This window comes from Alloactinosynnema sp. L-07 (assembly GCF_900070365.1).
GTDB lineage: Bacteria > Actinomycetota > Actinomycetes > Mycobacteriales > Pseudonocardiaceae > Actinokineospora.
This window is the reverse complement of sequence record NZ_LN850107.1, coordinates 997,442-1,015,427: the sequence shown is the minus strand read 5'-3', so window position 1 is coordinate 1,015,427 and position 17,986 is coordinate 997,442. Positions and strand designations below refer to the sequence as shown.

Sequence of the window (17,986 nt, the reverse complement as noted above, 5' to 3'; positions counted from 1 at the left end):
CTTGCCGGTCAATGGTCACTGGTCCGCCAATTCATCAACTTCTTGCCATTGGACACAGATGGGACGCACACCATTAGTGGACATGAATTCCTTGATGGCCGCCTTAATCGTGGCGAGCGAAATCTCGGCGTTCGACGGGAATTCCCGCCAGTGGCCCATATAGAAGTACGGCACCGGGTTGCCGCCAGCAGACGCCTCGCCGGTGCTGACGACCCCGAGCGGCCAGTCCCGGCCCGCGTACCGGATCAGGCCACGCTCGGCCACCACGCCAACGTCCAATCCCTGCGCGTAGGGATCGCCGGAAAGGTGAAGGTCCATGAGGATCGGCGCCGCCATGGGCGACTGCGCGACGACCTTGTCGATGAACGCGTCCACCTCGTCCTCGGTGGCCACCATGACCGGACTTTCGTCGTGCTCGGGCAGGTAGTAGACGTCTAGGGAACCCACTTCGACGTTCCTCCTCCTCGATATTCTCGGCGGAATCCATCGGTACCGTACACCGTGAGCATATAACCGGGCGGAAGGACCACCGAAACAAGCGCGTCACAACCCATCGGCCCCTTGCAAGGGACGTTATTCAATACCAACGTCGCAGACCGAATCCCGTTCTTCCGCATATGTACCGCCAACTTGATTTCCACATCGGTGACGGTCGTCGGGATACGTCGCGCTTTCAGTTCCTCGGCGAAGAACCGCAACGCCTGCTTGCCCTTGGCGTCAGCGCCGCTGACCTCGGTGTACCGTGCCGTCGGCGTCGACCCACCGGCTGTGTGTCTACTGACCACTGCTGGGCACGACCGGTGGAGGCAACTCGCCGCGCAACCAGTCTCTCGACGAGCCTGCCAGGCCTCATCAAACAGTGCCGGGGGCAGCGTTCAAGCAACCGCGGGCAGTCACCAGCGGACCCCGTCCCGACCCCACCTAGCACCCCGAGACCCCAAATGCCCGCCAAGACACGCTCACCCTTTCGCGTGAAGCGCACCATCAAGAACCCCTGTACCAGCCCCGTTTCCCCAGCTCACCCAGGTTGCGCCCGGACGAACCCCAAGCGACCGTGACGAGAGGAGGTGGTACCCATGACTATGTCCATGAAGCCACAGGACCTCATCGGACATGACGTTTTCGACCCGGACGGCGAAAAGATCGGCCGGGTGGAGACGGTGTACGTCGGCGAGGAATCGCACGAACCCGAATGGGTGACAGTGCGAACCGGCTTGTTCGGGCACCGGGAATCCTTCGTCCCCCTGGCCGGAGCCCGCAACGAAGCGGACGGCCTCCGCGTCGGCGTCCGCAAGGACGTCGTCAAGGACGCGCCGCATGTTGATGCGGAGGGGAAGTTGTCCGAACAGGAAGGGATCGACCTGCGCCGGTACTACGGCCTTCCGATCCAACGCGGCGGCACCGGCCCGGTCGCGCGTCCCGGCGGCCACCAGCCCCCGACGACCGCGAAACCCGCGGCTGAGCAGGCCTCCGGGAAGCACGACCTGCGCCCCCAGACCGAGCCGGACCGCGAAAAGTCCCTGCGCGACCGAGCGATGCGGAACATGGGCGACCCCGTCCACGAGTCGGCCACCCACAGCCCCTCGACGCCAGGCACCGCAGCACACGACAAGACCATGCAGAACATGGCGCCCCAGAGCAGGTCCACCCACGCGCCGAACCCGACGGACCCGAAAACACAGGCCAGGCGGGACAAGGCTGATCCACCGGCAGAACAGATCGTCGTCCGCTCCGAGGAGCGGCTGCGGGTCACCACCGAGCGGGTCGAGGCAGGCCGGGTCCGACTCCGCAAGTACGTGGTCACCGAACCCCAGCAGCTGACCGTCCAGCTCACCCACGAAGAGATCCACGTCGAACGCGAGATCATCGGCGAGACCGAGTTGGCCACCCTCAAAGCCGACCCGCGTTCCTTCGCCGAGTCGGTCGTCGAGGTGACGCTGCACCGCGACCAGCCGGTCGTCACCAAGGACACCGTGCCGGTCGAGCGCATCCGCCTGGCCACCAGGCCGGTCACCGTGGAGCACACCGTCACCGACGAGATCCGCAAGGAACAGTTCGACATCATCGACGACACCGCCAAGCCCGGTCACTGACGTAGGAAAGCGGCGGCGGGTGTGTTCCCGCCGCCGCCGGACTACATTCACCATCATGGCCACTTGGGACGACGTCCGGCGCATCGCTCTCGCCCTGCCGGAGACTGAGGAGACCTCCAGCGACACCGCCCAGTGGCGGGTGCGGTCCAAGGGCTTCGTCTGGGAGCGTCCGCTGCGCAAGGCCGATCTGGCCGCCTTGGGTGAGGCGGCGCCGACCGGGCCCATCCTCGGGGTGTGGGTCGCCGACGAAGGCGTCAAGCACGCCCTGATCGCCGACGACCCAGCGGTCTTCTTCACCACCCCGCACTTCAACGGCTACCCCGCGGTTCTGGTGCGGCTCGACGAGATCGAGGTCGACGAACTCACCGAGCTGGTCACCGAGGCGTGGCTGCTCAAGGCACCCAAACGGGTCGCCGCGGAGTTCCTGGCGAAGTAGCCCCGCCTAGAACCGGGTGGCTACCGCGACCCCGGAGCAGGCCGTGGCACCCTTCAGGCTGATGTAGACATATGTGTTGCCGGGCGGTGCGGTGACCACAATGGACTCCGCGGTGCCCGAGTTCGTCGAGCGGTGCGTCGCGGTCGTGGGCGTCGCCCAGGTCGATGGGCTGTAGTAGAGGTCGCAGTCGCCGGTACCGCCCGCCGAGGTGATGGTCACCTGTGCCGTGCCAGGCGGGACGAACAGGTACAGATGGTCGTACCACGAGTTCGCCGCGGATCGGTTGCCACGCTGACAGTTCTTGCCGAGCGCGCGAACATCCGAGCCCGTGCACTCCGGCAGCGCGGGCGTGGTCGCGCCGCAGTTCCCGGCCGCGCAGGCGGTCAGCCACGCGTTCCAGTCGTTCTCGTACCGGCTGCCGATGGTGGTCTTCAGCAGCGTCCGGGCGGCGGTGTAGTTGCCCGCGCGGTAGTGGCCGAGGAGCGTGGCCGTATCAGCGGGGTGCGACTGCATCATGTACCGCACGGCCAGGTAGCCCCAGCGGTACACCCGGTTGGCGTCGTGGTCATAACTTGTGTCGAACAAGGTGTTCAGCGCGTAGGTGTGCTTACCCGCCTCCGCGATCGCGGCCGTGTTGGTCGTCCCCCGGTAGGAGTAGGACACGTACTCGGCCACGCCCTCGATCCACCACACCGTCGGGGTCGCGACGGTGGCGGGGAAGTCGCCGTACATGTTGTAGCGGCCGTCGAGGTAGTGGGTGTACTCGTGGTTGAGGTTCCACACCTCGAACGCCGGACGCAGCCATTCCGCCTCGTAGGCGATGAACCGCGGCTGGTTGCCGACTACGGCGGGATCGCCTTCCAGGTACATGCCGCCGTTGTTGGTGTCGATGCCGAACAGAATCCCGGCATAGGTCTGGTAGTCGGAACTGGAGTCGAACGCCACGACCTCCAGCGTCGTGTTGTTGTCGTTGGCCACGGGGCCGGGATCGTTGACCGTCCGGTGGAAGAACGCGTCCTGGTTGAGCAGGCTGCCGCACGAGGACGACAGTTCGGCCGCGGTCATCTGCTGGGCGCGGATCCGCAGGGTCGCGCCGCAGCTGTGGTTGATCGGCAGGATCGCCGCCGTCAGCCGGTTCTTCAGGTCGCACACGCCGTAGTAGGCGCAGTCGGCCTTGTCGTAGGCGTCGGCCATCTCGGCCGCGCCCGCCCACAGGTGGGCGGTCGGGCCGGTGATCGAGGTGCGGTCGAGCAGGCCCTTCACCAGCGCACGCGCGGCCGGTCGGATCGACGTGTGCTGCAGGAAGCGGCCGAGTTCGCGGCCCGCGTTGACGACGAGGTATTCGCGGGACGTGCCGAGCAGGTGCAGGTTCGCCTGCGCGAGGCGGCTCAACGAGGTGAGCACGCTCGAATCCGCGGCCACGGCGCTGACGAACTCGGGCAGGTAGTGCCCGCGGAACAACACCGTGTACGCGCTGTTGACCGCGCCGGTCATCGACGGATACGGGTCGTAGGCGGTGGAGTAGCCGTCGAGCAGCCGCTTGACCACCCACAGGTAGCGCGCGTTCTCCTGCGCGCTGTCGATCAGGATGACCGACTCCCCCAGCGTCGGACCGTTGGCGTCGCTGAGCGTGAACGCGCGGCTGTTGTTGAAGAACGTGTCGAGTGCAGCCTGGATGGCCGTGCGCAGCGCCGGACCGTACGGCCCGACCACGTCCGGGTTGTACCACTGCACGAAATACCCGGCGCGCAGGTACAGCACGACCTGCTGGGTGGCCGTGGAGTTGTCGCCGGGATAGGTCGACGCGTTGTCCCGCAAACCATTCGCGACGCTGATCATCTGCGATTCGCGGAATGCAGCGGTTGCCGTCGAGCCGGTGAGCTGGAACAGCGAGTTGACGCAGTCGACGCTCGACGCGCGGATGTGCTGGACCAGCGCCGGACCGGTCCGGCTGGTGAACTCGGCCGCGTCGCACGCGGCGGCCGAGGCGGTCAGGCCACGGGATTTCTCGGCCGAATAGTCGCGGCGGTTCTCGGCCGAGTCGGCCGGGATCGGGCCGCGGTCCTTGAGCGGGACAGGAGCCTTGCCGGGTTTGGCTTCCTGGGTCCGCGCCGGTGCGGGGTTCGGCGCGGGTGCGGCCTCGGCGACCGGGGTAAGCAGGCCTAGGCCGGTTGCCAGCAGGGTCAATAAGGCGAGCCCGCCACGCGGGCGAATTCTGTTCACGGTGTCTCCAGTGCAGGGAATGACAGGGGCAGAAACACTGTCGGATGTGGACCTTGGAAGAGTCACACGCGAAGGCATTCCCTGGTAATGACTTCTCTCTATAGACTTCGCCTATGGACCTGGAATTCCGTCATCTGCGGGCGATCTGCACCATCGCGGAGACCGGCAGTCTTTCCCAGGCCGCGTCCGCGCTCGGGGTGTCCCAGCCCGCGCTGACGGTGCTGCTGCAACGGGTCGAGCGCTCGGTCGGCGGACAGTTGTTCCTGCGCAGCCGAACCGGTACCGAGCCGACGCCGCTGGGCGAGCGGGTGCTGCGCCGAGCCCGGGTTCTCCTGGTGGAACTGGACGCGTTCGGCGCGGACCTGGTGCGACCCGACACCCGAGGCGTGATTCGCATGGGATCAGCGCACATGGAATGCGTGGGAACAATGGTTCAGCGCCTCGACGAGGCGATGCCCGACACCGAAGTCACCCTGCAAGTCGAGTCTTCCGCCACGATCCTGGCGCACTCGCTGAGCCATGGCAGGCTCGACATCGCCATCGTCGGGATGTCCGACGAACAGAACACGGCACTGGGCCCGCATGTGGCGCAGCGGACCTTGGTGACGCGGGTTCCGGTGCTGGTCAGCATGTCGGTCAAGCACCACTGCGCCGATCTGCCCGAGGTGCCGCTCAGCGCGTTGGCCGAGGACGCCTGGATCTGCCCGCCCGGCGCCGAGGACGGATCGCTCGCCGCGCTGCGGTCGGCCTGCCGCAAAGCGGGTTTCAGCCCGCGAATCCGGTTCGAGGCACCCAGCGGCGGCGGCAGGCAGCTGGTCAAGTCCGGCCAGGCGATCCAGTTGGTGGAACCGACAACGCAGTGGCCGGACGACATCACGGTGCGACCGCTGGTGGACGACCCGATCCAGATGCGGCTGGTACTGGGCTGGCGGCGGGACCGGCTGACCGAGGACGTGGTCGACGCCATCTACCGCGTGGCCGCCGCCGCCTACACCGAGCACGCCATGGAAAGCCCGGTGTTCCAGCCTTGGTGGCTGGCGCATCCCGAGGTACACCCGCGGGTGGTCTGAGCCGACCACCCGCGGGCGGGCCCTACATCCGGTCGCGTACCCAGGCTTCCAACTTGTCGGGCTCGATCGGCAGCGCCTTGGTCAGCACGTCGACGCCGCCGCCGGTCACGACCACATTGTCCTCGATCCGCACACCGATCCCGCGCAGCTCCGGGGGAACGGTCAAGTCGTTGGGGTGGAAGTAGAGTCCCGGCTCCACGGCCAGCGCCATACCCTCGGCCAGCGTCCCGTCGTGGTAGGCCTCCGGCGAGGAGTGCGCGCAGTCGTGCACGTCGAGCCCGAGGTAGTGCCCGACGCCGCAGACGATGTAGCGGCGGTGGTGCTGGTTCTCCACCGACAGCGCCTCATCCACCGACACCGGCAGCAGGTCCCAGTCGTGCAGCCCTTGGGCGAGCACTCCCATGGCGGCCGTGTGGAAGTCGCTGTAGGCCGCACCGGGACGCACCGCGTCCAGCGCCGCGAGGTGCGCCTTCAACACCAGGTCATACACCTTGCGCTGGACGGGCGAATACGTCCCGGACACGGGCATCGTCCGGGTCACGTCGGCGGTGTAGAGGCTGTCGACCTCCACCCCCGCGTCCAGCAGCAGCAAGGAGTCCTCGGGCACGGGCCCGTTGTTGCGCACCCAGTGCAGCACCGGCGCGTGCGCGCCCGCCGCGACGATCGACGCGTACCCGACTCCGTTGCCCTCGGTGTAGGCACGCCGGTTGAACGTGCCCATGAGCCACCGCTCACCGCCGCCTTTGATCGCGGCGGGCAGTTCGGCGGCCACGTCGGCGAAGCCGCGGATGGTCGCGTCGACCGCGCGGCGCAGTTCACCGATCTCCCAGTCGTCCTTGATCCGGCGCAGTTCGGCCAAGGTCTGCCGCAGTCCCCCGTCCGGCGCACCCGGCGCGAGCGCGTCGAGCAGCGGGTCCACTCCCCTGGTGACCAGGGTCTCGGGGATGCGCCCGCGCAGCGCGGACGACAGTTCGGTCACCGACCTGCACGGCAGCCCCAGCGCCTCGGCCCACTCGGCCAGACCCGGTGTGGGGCCGATCCAGAGTTCGCCGTCGCGGGCGTTGGCGAAGAAGTCGGCTTCCTCCGGGCCGGCGGGTTCGATCAGGAACAGTTCCGCGTCGCCGTCGGGCCGGATCACGAGCACGGCGCCCTCGGCGTGGCAGCCGGTCAGCCAGGCGAAGTCGCTGTCGGATCGGAAGCCGTAGTCGGTGTCGTTGGCCCGCACCGGCGCCCAGCCGGACGCGACCGCGATCCGCTTGCCCGGCAGTGCCTCGACCAGCCGCCGCCGGTGTTCGGCGGCGGCTGCCGCCGCCCCGGCGGGCAACTCGACCTGGCGTTCGGCCGGTCCCCAGTCCTTGCTCACGAAGTCACGGAATCCGCTCGCCTCCAGCAGCCTGCTGGGGTCGCGCCGCGCCGGACGGTTCACTTCGCCGCTCCAATCTGCACCGTGCGCGCGGAGGTGTAGAAGGCCGCCGCCGCTTTTCCCTGTTCCTTGCCGCCGTAGCCGGAGTTCTTGTCGCCGCCGAAGGGCAGGTGGAAGTCCACCCCCGCGGTCGGCGCGTTCACCTTGACCATGCCGGTCTCGCACCGCTGGGCCGCGGCCAGCGCGGCGTCGAGGTCGGCGGTGTAGACCGAGGTGACCAGGCCGTAGTCGGTGGCGTTCGCGAGTTCCAGCGCGGTGTCCACATCGGACACCTCGGCCAGCGTGCAGATCGGCCCGAACACCTCCTCGCGGTTGAGCGCCGCGTCGGCGTCCAGCCTCGCGATGACGGCGGGCGCGGCGTACCAGCCATCGGCTGACGGCACGACCCCGAACGCCACGACCTCGCCGCCCGCCGCCCTGGCCTGACCCGCCGCGTCGAGCACGCGGTCCCGTGCCTGGGCGGTGATCAGGGGCCCGACGACGACGCCGGACTCGGCCGGGTCGCCCAGCCCGAGCGCGCTCACCTTCGCCGCCAGCGCCTCGGCGAGCGGGCGGCTGTCGCCCACGGCGATGATCCGCTTGGTCGCCGTGCACTTCTGACCCGCGAAGCCCATGGCGGCGTAGGCGATATCGGTCGCCGCCCGGTCGTGGTCGGCGTCGGGCAGCACGATCGTGGCCGACAGCCCACCCATCTCGCACTGCGCCGGGATGCCCCGCTCGGCAGCGGCGACCGCGACGGCCCGCCCGACCGCGGTGGACCCGGTGAACGACACCGCGTCCACACAGGACACGAGCGCCGACCCGGTCGCCGCGCCGCCGGGCAGCACGGTGAGCAGGCCATCTGGCAGGTGCGGCGCGGCCAGTTCGGCCAGCCGCAGCGCGCACGCGGTGGCGTCCGGCGCGGGCTTGATGACCACCGCGTTGCCGAAGGCCAGCGCCGGGGCGGACTTCCACACCGGGATCGCCAGCGGGAAGTTCCACGGGGTGATCAGACCGGCCAGCCCGCGCGGCTTGCGCGCGGTGTAGCCGAGTCCGCCGCCCACGGCGTAGGTCTCGCCGATCGGGTCGAACGCCTGCTGGGCGTAGTACCGCAGCAGCGCGATCGCCCGGCCGACCTCGCCCGCGGCCTCACCGGCGGGCTTGCCGACCTCGCGCACGATCAGCGCGGCGAGGTCGGCGGCGTTGTCCGCCAGCGACTGGGCGATGCCGTGCAGCGCCGCGGCCCGGATCCCGGGTGCGGCCGCGGCCCAGTCCCGCTGGGCCTTGTAGGCCTTGGCCGCCGTCAGGATGACCTCGGACGGGGTCGCGGCGGGCAGTTCGACCACCACGTCAGCGGGTCGCTGCGGGGAGGTGGAGACGACGCGGGTCACAGGACGAACCCCTTCGGGAACGGGTCGGTGGGATCGAGCAGGTACTGCCCCATACCGGTGATCCAGGCGCGGCCGGTCACCGTCGGGATCACCGCGGGCCGGTCGCCGACCTGGGCGTCCTCGATGAGCCTGCCGGTGAACCGGGTGCCGATGAAGGACTCGTTGACGAAGTCCTCCTCCAGCTTCAACTCCCCGCGCGCGTGCAGTTGAGCCATCCGCGCGCAGGTGCCGGTGCCGCAGGGTGAGCGGTCGAACCAGCCGGGGTGGATGGCCATGGCGTGGCGCGAGTGGCTGCCGTCATGGCCGGGGGCGGTGAACTGGACGTGCTTGCAGCCGCCGATGGTTGGGTCGGTCACATGCACCGGGCGCCGCTGCTCGTTGATCGCGTCCATAATGGACAGACCAGCGGTGAGGATCCGGTCCTTGTGCGCCCGGTCGAACGGGATGCCCAGGTCGGCCAGCGGCAGGATCGCGTAGAAGTTGCCGCCGTAGGCAAGGTCGTAGCGCACCTGGCCGTAGCCCGGCACGTCGACCGTCGCGTCCAGCTCGTGGGAGTAGGCGGGAACGTTGCGGATGGTCACGTGCTCGGCCCGGCCGTCGCGCACCGCGACGTCGGCCAGCACGAGCCCGGCCGGGGTGTCCAGGCGCACGGTGGTGACCGGCTCGGTCACCGCGACCATCCCGGTCTCCACCAGGACCGTGGCCACGCCGATGGTCCCGTGCCCGCACATCGGCAGGCAGCCGGAGACCTCGATGTAGAGCACGCCCCAGTCGGCGTCCGGCCGGGTCGGCGGCTGCAGGATCGCCCCGCTCATCGCCGCGTGCCCGCGCGGCTCGTTCATCAGGAACTCACGCAGGTGGTCGAGGTGGGCGATGAAGTGCATGCGCCGGTCCGCCATGGTCGCGCCGGGGATGACGCCGACGCCGCCGGTGACGACCCGGGTCGGCATGCCCTCGGTGTGCGAGTCGACCGCGCTGAAATAACGGGACGCGCGCATGTCAGACCGCCACGCTGTGCAGGTGCTCGACGGCCTTGCGCATGTCGGCGCCCAACAGTTCGCGCTGGGCGGGGCTCAGCGGGCCGCGCGGCGGACGGCTCGGGCCGCCGAACCGGCCGACGTAGTCCATGCCGAACTTGATCGCCTGGACGAACTCGACGCGCGAGTCCCAGCGGAACGCGGCCACCAGCGGCTCGTAGAGCGCGCGGGCCTCTTCGAGGCGGCCTTCGGTGGCCAGGGCGTAGAGGCGGGCGGACTCGGCGGGGAAGACGTTCGGGAAGCCCGCGAACCAGCCGGTGGCGCCCATCAGCAGGCTCTCCAGCACGACGTCGTCGGCGCCCGCGATGACCGCGATGTCGGTTGCCTCGCGGATCTCCAGCACCCGGCGCACGTCGCCGGAGAACTCCTTGACCGCGACCACATTGTCGATCTGGGCCAGCTCGGCGACCAGGTCCGGGGTCAGGTCGACCTTGGTGTCGATCGGGTTGTTGTAGATCATGATCGGCAGCCCGGCCTTGGCCACCTCGGTGAAGTGGTGGACCACCTCGGCGCGGTTGGCCCGGTACATCGTCGGCGGCAGGCACAGCACACCGTCGGCGCCGTCCTCGGCGGCCAACTCGGCCCAGTGGCGGGCCTGGTGGGCACCCGCGCCGTGCACGCCGACCACGACAACGCCTTGACCCCGCACCGCCGCGACAGCGGTCTTGGCGACCTGCCTGCGCTCGTCGTCGGTGAGCGACGAGTACTCGCCGAGCGAGCCGTTGGGGCCGACGCCGCGGCAGCCGTTGGCGACCAGCCACTGGCAGTGCTCGGCGTAGCGGTCCAGGTCGGGACGCAGGCCCGCAGGGGCGCTCGCGTCCTCGGTGTAGGGCAGCGCGGTGGCCACGATCACGCCGTCGAGCCGTTCCTGAGTCACTTCTCCTCCACTGTTTCATCAAAAGCAGGCCGGCACTGTGCTAGTTCACTGAGTCTCAATGGCGCCGCGATCGGCCGTTTCGCGGTGGCGGCTGGGTCAAATGTGCCGCCGGTGATCCCGGCGGCGAGTTCGGCGGCGGCACGTCCGCAGACGCGGCCCTGGCAGGGTCCGAGGCCGACCCGGCTGGTCAACTTGAGCGACCGAACGCCGAGGGCTTCGTACTGCGCGAGCGCGGCGCGCAGGGCGCCGAGGCTGACTTCCTCGCACCGGCAGACCAGCGTGTCGTCGGTGAGCCAGCGCTGCCAGCCCGGCCGCACTGGGTAAGCCTTGTCCAGCCCTTGGGCGAACAGGCGACCGCGCCGAACGGCTTTCAGTGAGGGCTTGGCGGTCTCGTGGCCCAGGTAGGCCGCGGCGGCGGTACCCGCGACCGTGCCCTCGGCGGCGGCGAGGTCGGCGCCCCCGATACCGGTCAGCTCGCCTGCGGCGAAGACGCCGGGGACCGAGGTGGCCTGGGCGTCGTTCACTTCGACGAACCCGTCGACCAGGCGGCAGCGGGCGGACACGGCGAGTTCGAGTTGCGGGGTGAAGCCGAAGCCGACACACACGGCGTCGACGGCGATCCGGCGCTCGGTGCCCGGCTTGACCTTCCACTGGGTGTCGAGGGCAGCGGTGGTGACCCCGGTGACCCGATCGGTGCCGTGCGCGGCGATCACGGTGCGGCTCGTGCGGTACGGGATGCGGTGCCGGGCCAGGAGTTTGGCGTAGCCCGCGAGTTCGCCGAGCTTGCCCCGGCCCGCGAACAGCGCCTTGGGGGCAAGGAACCAGCCCCGCGCCCGGTTCGCCTCCAGAACGCCGACTACGTGGGCACCGACGTGGACCAGTGATTGGGTGACGGGCAGCAGGAACGGGCCGGTGCCCGCCACGACGACCCGCTTGCCGACCGCGACACCCTGGCCTTTCGCCATGGCTTGCGCGGCACCCGCGGTGACGACGCCGGGCAGGTCCCAGCCGGGGAACGGCAGGGCGCGGTCGTAGGCACCGGTCGCGAGGATGAGGGCGTCGGCGTGGACGGTGTGGCCCTGCCTGCCGGGGCCGTCGGCCTGGCCGGTGCGGACGTGGATCTTGTGTCCGTTGTGGACAGACTCGATGGCCCAGACGACGGACTCGGCGAGGTGGCGGATCTTGGGCTCACTCGCGATGTCGGCGGCGCCCGGAGCGTTGTCCGCGCCCGGGGCCTGGCGGTGGTACTGGCCGCCGACGGTCGGGGCGGTGTCGATCAGGGTGACCTCGGCCCCGGCCGTCGCGGCGGCTCTGGCTGCGTTGATCCCGGCTGGTCCGGCGCCGATGACGACGATCATGGGCGGGCCTCCGGCAGCTCGGCGCCATGCTGGGTGCGCACGTCGTCGCCGTTGGCCACGAGACGCTGGCACGCGCGGACGTCCGGGACGCCGTTGACCACGACCAGGCAGTCGAAACACACGCCGATGCCGCAGAACAGGCCGCGCGGTTTGCCACCGTGCCGGGTGTCGCGCCAGGACACCCGGCCGGTCGCCATGAGCGCGGCGGCCACGGTCTGCCCCGGCCGGACCGGCGTCGCCACGCCGTCCACGGTGATCTTCACGAGGCCTCCATCACCGCGGGGCGGTCCACGCGGAACGGGGTGGGGTCGAGGTGCGGGTCGGTGCCGGTCAGCAGCTCGGCCAGCAGGTCGCCGGTGGCGGGCGCCAGGCCGATGCCCGCGCCCTCGTGTCCGGTGGCGTGCCAGAGCCCGGCCAGACGCGGGTCAGCGCCGATGACGGGCAGGTGATCGGGGGCGTAGGGCCGGAAGCCGCCGTACGCGCGCATCACCGGGACGTTCGCGAGCACCGGGAACAGCGCCACGGCTTTGCGCGCGAGCTCCCGCAGGACCTCGACGTCGATCCGCTCGGCGAAGCCGATCCGCTGGCGGCTCGACCCGATGAGCACCGGACCCGCCGGGGTCGACTCGACCACACTGGAAGTCTGCAGCGCGGCGTCACCGCTGGCCACCGCGCCGACGTAGTCCGCGTCGTAGACCTTGTGGCGCACCACGAGCGGCAGCGCGGCGGTGACGAGCACGATGCCCCGGCGCGGCAGGATCGCGATCGGCGCCCCGGCCGCGCGGGCGAACTCGCCGGACCACGGCCCACAGGCGTTGACCACGGCACCGCAGGGAATCACCCCGTCATCGGTGCGCACCCCGGAGATCCGACCGTCCACTGTGTCCACACCGGACACCGCGACGCCTGCCCGGACGGTGCCGCCGCGCTTGCGGACGTCGGCGAGCAGGGCCGACGCGGCGAGAACGGGCTGTAACTGCGCGTCCTGCGGATAGTGGACGGCGGCGGTCACCGCGCGCGTCAGGTGGGGTTCGAGGTCGTGGACCCGGTCGAGCACGTCGGCCTGGATCCCGACTTTTCGCTGCGCGTCGGCGAAGTCGAGCAAGGGCTGGGCGGCCGCGTCCGTGGTCGCCACCACCACGCCGCCCTTGGACTCCCACTCGACGTCGACGTCCAGCGACTCGATCAGCGACGGCCAGCGCAGCCGGGAGGCGGCGGCGAGGTCGAGTTCCGGGCCGGGGCCCTTGTCCGACACCAGCACGTTGCCCTCACCGGAGGCGGTCGTCGCCGAGGCGGGCGCCCCCCGGTCCAGCACGGTGACCCGGAGCCCGGCGACGGTCAGCGCCCGCGCGCACGCGGCGCCGATGACGCCAGCGCCGACGACCACCACGTCCGGGTACACCCACACCTCCAGCGTTCATTAAAGTGAACACGGGGGACGTTAGGGGGAGAACGACGGGACGTCAAGCCTGCGGTCGGGCGGCGGTGGACACCGCGCAGGAACCGGCGAGCGGGCTGGTGCCGACGTCGACCGGGTACTGCAGCATCAGCACGGAGGTGACCGGGCCGTCGACGGTCTCATAGAGGTGCGGGAGGTGGCCGGGAAAGCAGACGTAGTCACCGGGTTCGAGGATGTGGGGATCGTCGACCGGGCCCACTCTGAGCACGCCCGCGGTGACCACGACGTGCTCGAACCCGGGATGGCCCGCCGACTGCTGCACCTCGCCGGGCCGCACCCGCTGGTCGTAGACCTCCATGACGGTGTCGGTCACGTCCATCCGCCGCAACAGCCGCAGGTCCACGGCGTTGCCGCTGAGCACGTCGAGCCCGGCCGACCGGACCAGCACGACCCCCGGCTCGGCACGCTCGGTCAGCAAAGAGGACACGGGAACTTTAAGAGCGTTCGAAAGACTGAACACTGTTTCGATCGTGGGGTTGCCCAGCCCGTTCTCCAACTGCGACAGCGTCCCCTTGGCGATCGCCGACCGCCTGGCCAGCTCCGACAGCGAGAGCCCGAGTTCCCCCCGCAACGCGCGAATGTTCGCGCCGAGGACCGCACCGGCACTCATCCGCCCCACCCTGCCTCCCTGGTCGACCAACCCGACCAGGCTACCCAGCGTCGCGCTTCGCCGCGTCGATCAGCCGGTCGGCCCGGTCTTTCCCGCGCGGGGTGAAGGCCACCAACTTGCCGAATTTCGCGTCCCCGGGAACGGTCCGCCGGGCCAGCCGGGGCTTGCCACCGCCGACCGGACTGATCACCCGCCACTTGCCCGAGCCCGCCATCCACACGATCACCTCCTCGCCGATCCACAGCCAGCGCCTGCGCTCGATCGGCAGGACGTAAGCCAAGAGCAGTTCCTCCGGCCCGAACCGATCAGGCCGGACCCAGACGGCGCCGTGGTAGTGGTTGTCAACGTCGATGTAGTAGTCGACCCGACGCTCCACCCACGGCTCCTGGCTCAGCACCCGCCGCGCCGCCAAGGCGGTGCGCAGGACACGCGCCGCCACGATCGCGCCTACCGCGCCCAAGCCCGACACCACGCCACCCAGCGGGATCGACGCCTCGCCCGCCCAGTACCCGAGCGCGATGAGCAGGCCGATGAGCACCACTCCGATGCCGCTGAGGATGGGAAACACCGACTCCCAGATCCGCGCGGTCACATCGAGCTTGGTCAGACGGTTGGACAGCGCCGGTTCCATCAGTCGGCCCACACCCTTGTCATCGCCGGGGCAGATCCTTTCGAGAGGCCCGCTACTCAGCGTCGCGCTGCATCGCCCTCATCAGCTTGTCGGCGCGCTTGGCTCCACCCGGAGTCATCCCGACGATCCTGCCGAACAAGGCGTCCCCGGGAACCGCCTTCCGCGCCAGCCGCGTTGTGCCGCCACCCTCCGGGCTGACCACCCGCCACTCACCCGATCCGGCGAACCACATCGTTTCGGCCACCCCCACCCGCACCAGCGGTCGCTTCTCCAGGGGCAGCAGCCGGACCCACAGCACTTCCTCCGGCTTGGACCGCGTCCAGACCCAGGCCTGACGGGTGTAGAACACGTGCGTGTGGTAGTAGTCGACCCGCCGCTCCTCCCACGGCTCCACCCGCAAGATCCGCCGCATGCGCAGCGTCATGAGCAGCACCCGAACCGCTTTCAGCACCACCCACAAGCCGCCCGCCACGACCAGCATGCCGCCAAAGACCGACATATCGCCCAGCCAGCCGCCCAAGATGACCAGCAACCCGATCAACACCACCCCAAGGCCGCTCAACATCGGGAACACCGTCTCCCACATCCGCGCGGTCACGTCGAGCTTGGTCAGGCGGTTGGACAGCGCCGGTTCAGCCACAGATGATCGTCCCCTCAGTCGGCCTACACCCTGATCATCGCCGGGACGGATCCTAATATGAGGCGTCAGCGGTCCATCAGGGCGAACAAACCCCAGCCGAGGTATTCGCGCTGGTACCGGACGTGGAGCACCGGAGCGGTGTCCAACTCGGCCCGGAGCCGCGGAGCCAGCTCGTCGTCGGGGTTGGCGTCGAGCCAGCGGCGGAGGTTGAGCCACTGTGCGGCGACGTAGCGGTCCCAGCTGTCCTTGTCGGCGTGGATCATCTCCACCACGTCCATGCCCAGCGCGGCGAAGTGCTCCAGCAGCTCCGGCAGCGACCGGAAGTCGTCGCGCTCGGTGGCGTGGCAGTGGTTGATCGTCTCCTGGTCCGGTGGCTCCCGCAGCCAGTACGGCTCGCCGATCAGCATCATCCCGCCGGGGGCCAGGCTGCGCCGCAGGAGTTCGACGGTGCCGGTGACGCCGCCGCCGATCCAGGTGGCGCCGACGCACGCGGCCAGGTCGACCGGCTCGTCGGCCACATGCTTCCCAGCGTCGCCGTGGACGAAGGTCACCCGGTCTGCGACGCCGAGCTCGGCCGCCCTGGCCCGCGCGGAGTCCAGGAACACAGTGCTGATGTCGACGCCGGTACCGGTGATCCGGTGGTCACGCGCCCAGGTCGCGAGCAACTCGCCGGTGCCGCAAGCCAGATCGAGCACCCGCGCCCCCTGCGCGAGCCGCAGTGCTTGACCCATCGTGGCCAGCTTGGCCTCGGTGAGCGGGTTGTGCACACGGTGGCTGCTCTCACGGATGGTGTAGTGCCGGGGAAGGTCCACGCGCGCAGCCAACCGGGCGACTCTCCCGCCGTCCACCGAATTAGCACCGCCCGGCCAGCACCGACGGCGCCTCGCCGAGATCGGGCGATGTGACTGTTGCCCAACCCGAAGAACTATGAGAAAATATATATATGAACCCCTTAGAAAAAGACCTAGAACGAATTGGTATTGACCTTGCAGCCGTAGAGGCAGATCTCGCCCGACTCAACGCGAGAGCGGAGGGTCTCCGCGCCGAACGGGACGCGCTGGCCCGCGCCATCGCTTCGCCGGAGTCATCGGCAGAGAGCTTGACCTCGGAGATCGCGGACATGGTCAAGGCCGATGCGATAGTCACCGTCCTTCGCAACGCGAAGCCCCAGCCGCTGCGCGCGGCCGGGATCGTAGAAGCTCTGCACAAGGGCGGTCGAACCAACGAGGTCGCCGCGCATATTTCCGTCTACCTCGACAGTCTTCTCAAACAGGGCCGAGTGATCCGTGTGTCACGTGGTGAGTACACGGCACCAGACTGACGATCACCTGCCCCGCGATCCTGCCTGACATCGCAGGGAATACGGCATCGGCGTCGCCGGTTTGACTGACCATGGCTGATGACGCTCTCTACCGGCTCCTCCGATCCCGCCCCTTCGGCGTCCTCATCACCCTCAAACGAGACGGCCGCCCCCAATCCTCGAATGTTCTTCACCACTTCGATGAAGCCGAAGGCGTCCTGCGGGTCTCCGTTACTGATGGGCGGGCGAAGACGGCCAACCTTCGCCGGGATGCGCGGGCCACCTACCACGTCAGCAGTGCCGACGGCTGGCAGTACGCGGTCGTCGAGGGCGAGGCGGACTTCTCCGAGGTCGCCCGCGACCCGCACGACGCGGCGGTGGACGAGTTGGTCGAGTTGTATCGGAACCTCAGCGGCGAGCACCCGAACTGGGATGAGTACCGCGCCGCGATGGTGTCCGACGGGCGGCTGGTGCTCCGGATCAAGGTCGACCGGATCTACGGCACGGCACGGTAGTTCAGTCCCACTCCCAGCGGTAGCCGTACCAGCCGGGGCCGAAGTTCAACGCGACCCCGTGCACCGAGTTTGTCCCGTCCACCTCCGCCGCGACCACCAGTTCCTCACCACTTCCCGCCCGCGAGAAACTGCGTGCACCTGACCGGCTGGGCGGCCGCGTGGAAGCCCACCTCCACCACGAACTCCCGAACCGGCCGTCGGAACTTGCGTTCGTAGTTCGTGGCCAGCGGATAGGGCGCCTGGTAACCCACCTCGTGCTCGGTGATGATCGTCTCCCCGCGCGCCAGCGGCCGGTCGAACAGCAGCTCCGTCACCAGCAGCCCGTCCCCTGGCTGGTGCACGGTCCGCCCCAGCGTGCAGTGCCGCAGCGGCCGGACGACGGGCAGAGGCCGGGTGTGGTCGTCCAGGTGCAGGATCACCACCCAGCGGTCCGGCCCGTCCTCATCGGCGCGCAGGACCTGGCGGGAGAGGATTGAGCGCAGCTCGCGGTCGGGGCCGACGGTGACCAAGTCATGCTGGCTGATCCTGGTGAGCCGCTGGTCCCACCGCGAATTGACCGACCGGACCGCCGCCCGGACCAGGGCCTTGTTCGGCCAGTACGCCTCGATGTCCGGCGCCGCGCCGGTCAGCCAGCGGCCGCGCGGGCGGGGTGGGCCGAGCAGCGAAATCAACGAGCCCGCCGGGACCTCGAGCACCGACTCCAGGTGCGCGAGGGCGATCAGCGAGTCCGGCCGCTCCGGTCTGCAGCGGCCGGACTGCCAATAGCTGAGCGCGGCGACGCTGACCGGTGCGCCCAGCACGCGCAGGCGGTCGCGAATACGTTCCAGACCAAGACCTCTGGCCCGGATGGCTGCCCGCAGCGCATCCGGGAACGGATCGGCGTGCGGGGTCTGATCGACTTCGGTGGTTGGGCGTGCGGCCACGATGACTCCCCTGTCCATGGC

General features: G+C 69.6%; 20 protein-coding genes. 5 read left to right on the top strand and 15 right to left on the bottom strand.

Annotation, left to right across the window (positions count from 1 at the left end):
• Positions 1 to 15: 15 nt before the first annotated feature.
• On the bottom strand, positions 16 to 447 hold the full coding sequence (locus BN1701_RS04950; protein WP_054045920.1) for an Imm1 family immunity protein: 432 nt from the start codon (positions 445 to 447) through the stop codon (positions 16 to 18).
• Entirely contained in the window at positions 435 to 785 is a 351-nt protein-coding gene (locus BN1701_RS38075) for a DddA-like double-stranded DNA deaminase toxin (protein WP_172803185.1), read from the bottom strand. Before BN1701_RS38075 ends, BN1701_RS04950 begins: the two co-directional genes overlap by 13 nt.
• A gap of 291 nt (positions 786 to 1,076) precedes the next feature.
• Between BN1701_RS38075 and BN1701_RS04945 the strand changes: the two genes are divergently transcribed.
• On the top strand, positions 1,077 to 2,093 hold the full coding sequence (locus BN1701_RS04945; protein ID WP_067520523.1) for a DUF2382 domain-containing protein: 1,017 nt from the start codon (positions 1,077 to 1,079) through the stop codon (positions 2,091 to 2,093).
• 55 nt (positions 2,094 to 2,148) lie between these two features.
• Complete coding sequence (locus BN1701_RS04940; RefSeq protein WP_054045916.1) at positions 2,149 to 2,529, top strand: MmcQ/YjbR family DNA-binding protein; 381 nt, start codon at positions 2,149 to 2,151, stop codon at positions 2,527 to 2,529.
• Between the two features lie 6 nt (positions 2,530 to 2,535).
• On the opposite strand, the gene BN1701_RS04935 is transcribed toward BN1701_RS04940, so the two are convergent.
• Positions 2,536 to 4,752: a M9 family metallopeptidase gene (locus BN1701_RS04935; protein WP_231949485.1), complete on the bottom strand. Its 2,217-nt coding sequence runs from the start codon at positions 4,750 to 4,752 to the stop codon at positions 2,536 to 2,538.
• A 113-nt stretch (positions 4,753 to 4,865) separates the two neighbouring features.
• Here BN1701_RS04935 and BN1701_RS04930 point away from each other — a divergent pair, with 113 nt between their 5' ends.
• Entirely contained in the window at positions 4,866 to 5,822 is a 957-nt protein-coding gene (locus BN1701_RS04930) for a LysR family transcriptional regulator (protein WP_054045914.1), read from the top strand.
• 22 nt (positions 5,823 to 5,844) lie between these two features.
• On the opposite strand, the gene BN1701_RS04925 is transcribed toward BN1701_RS04930, so the two are convergent.
• From BN1701_RS04925 to BN1701_RS04875, 11 genes are all read right to left on the bottom strand, one after another.
• Complete coding sequence (locus BN1701_RS04925) at positions 5,845 to 7,248, bottom strand: aminopeptidase P family protein (protein WP_054045912.1); 1,404 nt, start codon at positions 7,246 to 7,248, stop codon at positions 5,845 to 5,847.
• Positions 7,245 to 8,615 carry an aldehyde dehydrogenase gene (locus BN1701_RS04920; RefSeq protein ID WP_054045910.1) on the bottom strand — a complete coding sequence of 457 codons (1,371 nt, stop codon included), beginning with the start codon at positions 8,613 to 8,615 and terminating at the stop codon, positions 7,245 to 7,247. The genes BN1701_RS04925 and BN1701_RS04920 overlap by 4 nt, the downstream gene beginning before the upstream one ends.
• Entirely contained in the window at positions 8,612 to 9,613 is a 1,002-nt protein-coding gene (locus BN1701_RS04915) for a proline racemase family protein (protein ID WP_054045908.1), read from the bottom strand. The genes BN1701_RS04920 and BN1701_RS04915 overlap by 4 nt, the downstream gene beginning before the upstream one ends.
• 1 nt (position 9,614) lies before the next feature.
• Positions 9,615 to 10,529, bottom strand: coding sequence for a dihydrodipicolinate synthase family protein (locus BN1701_RS04910; protein ID WP_054045906.1), 915 nt, complete (start codon positions 10,527 to 10,529; stop codon positions 9,615 to 9,617).
• Positions 10,526 to 11,887: an NAD(P)/FAD-dependent oxidoreductase gene (locus BN1701_RS04905; RefSeq protein WP_054045903.1), complete on the bottom strand. Its 1,362-nt coding sequence runs from the start codon at positions 11,885 to 11,887 to the stop codon at positions 10,526 to 10,528. Before BN1701_RS04905 ends, BN1701_RS04910 begins: the two co-directional genes overlap by 4 nt.
• Positions 11,884 to 12,150 (bottom strand): (2Fe-2S)-binding protein, encoded by a 267-nt coding sequence (locus BN1701_RS04900; RefSeq protein WP_054045901.1) that lies wholly within the window; start codon positions 12,148 to 12,150, stop codon positions 11,884 to 11,886. Before BN1701_RS04900 ends, BN1701_RS04905 begins: the two co-directional genes overlap by 4 nt.
• Entirely contained in the window at positions 12,147 to 13,289 is a 1,143-nt protein-coding gene (locus BN1701_RS04895) for an FAD-dependent oxidoreductase (protein WP_054055625.1), read from the bottom strand. The genes BN1701_RS04900 and BN1701_RS04895 overlap by 4 nt, the downstream gene beginning before the upstream one ends.
• A 61-nt stretch (positions 13,290 to 13,350) precedes the next feature.
• A complete protein-coding gene (locus tag BN1701_RS04890) occupies positions 13,351 to 13,956 on the bottom strand; it encodes a helix-turn-helix domain-containing protein (RefSeq protein WP_197672045.1) in 606 nt (201 codons plus the stop codon).
• 40 nt (positions 13,957 to 13,996) lie between these two features.
• A complete protein-coding gene (locus BN1701_RS04885; protein ID WP_157367771.1) occupies positions 13,997 to 14,587 on the bottom strand; it encodes a hypothetical protein in 591 nt (196 codons plus the stop codon).
• Positions 14,588 to 14,639: 52 nt separating this feature from the next.
• Positions 14,640 to 15,227, bottom strand: a complete 588-nt coding sequence (locus tag BN1701_RS04880) for a hypothetical protein (protein WP_054045895.1) — start codon at positions 15,225 to 15,227, stop codon at positions 14,640 to 14,642.
• Positions 15,228 to 15,292: 65 nt separating this feature from the next.
• Positions 15,293 to 16,039: a cyclopropane-fatty-acyl-phospholipid synthase family protein gene (locus tag BN1701_RS04875; protein WP_054045893.1), complete on the bottom strand. Its 747-nt coding sequence runs from the start codon at positions 16,037 to 16,039 to the stop codon at positions 15,293 to 15,295.
• Between the two features lie 131 nt (positions 16,040 to 16,170).
• Between BN1701_RS04875 and BN1701_RS35260 the strand changes: the two genes are divergently transcribed.
• Together BN1701_RS35260 and BN1701_RS04865 are read left to right on the top strand one after the other, a co-directional pair.
• Positions 16,171 to 16,548: a hypothetical protein gene (locus BN1701_RS35260; RefSeq protein WP_157367770.1), complete on the top strand. Its 378-nt coding sequence runs from the start codon at positions 16,171 to 16,173 to the stop codon at positions 16,546 to 16,548.
• A 71-nt stretch (positions 16,549 to 16,619) separates the two neighbouring features.
• Positions 16,620 to 17,042: a PPOX class F420-dependent oxidoreductase gene (locus BN1701_RS04865; protein WP_054045889.1), complete on the top strand. Its 423-nt coding sequence runs from the start codon at positions 16,620 to 16,622 to the stop codon at positions 17,040 to 17,042.
• 104 nt (positions 17,043 to 17,146) lie between these two features.
• Here BN1701_RS04865 and BN1701_RS04860 read toward each other — a convergent pair whose 3' ends face one another.
• Positions 17,147 to 17,965 carry an XRE family transcriptional regulator gene (locus BN1701_RS04860; protein ID WP_231949483.1) on the bottom strand — a complete coding sequence of 273 codons (819 nt, stop codon included), beginning with the start codon at positions 17,963 to 17,965 and terminating at the stop codon, positions 17,147 to 17,149.
• Positions 17,966 to 17,986 lie beyond the last annotated feature (21 nt).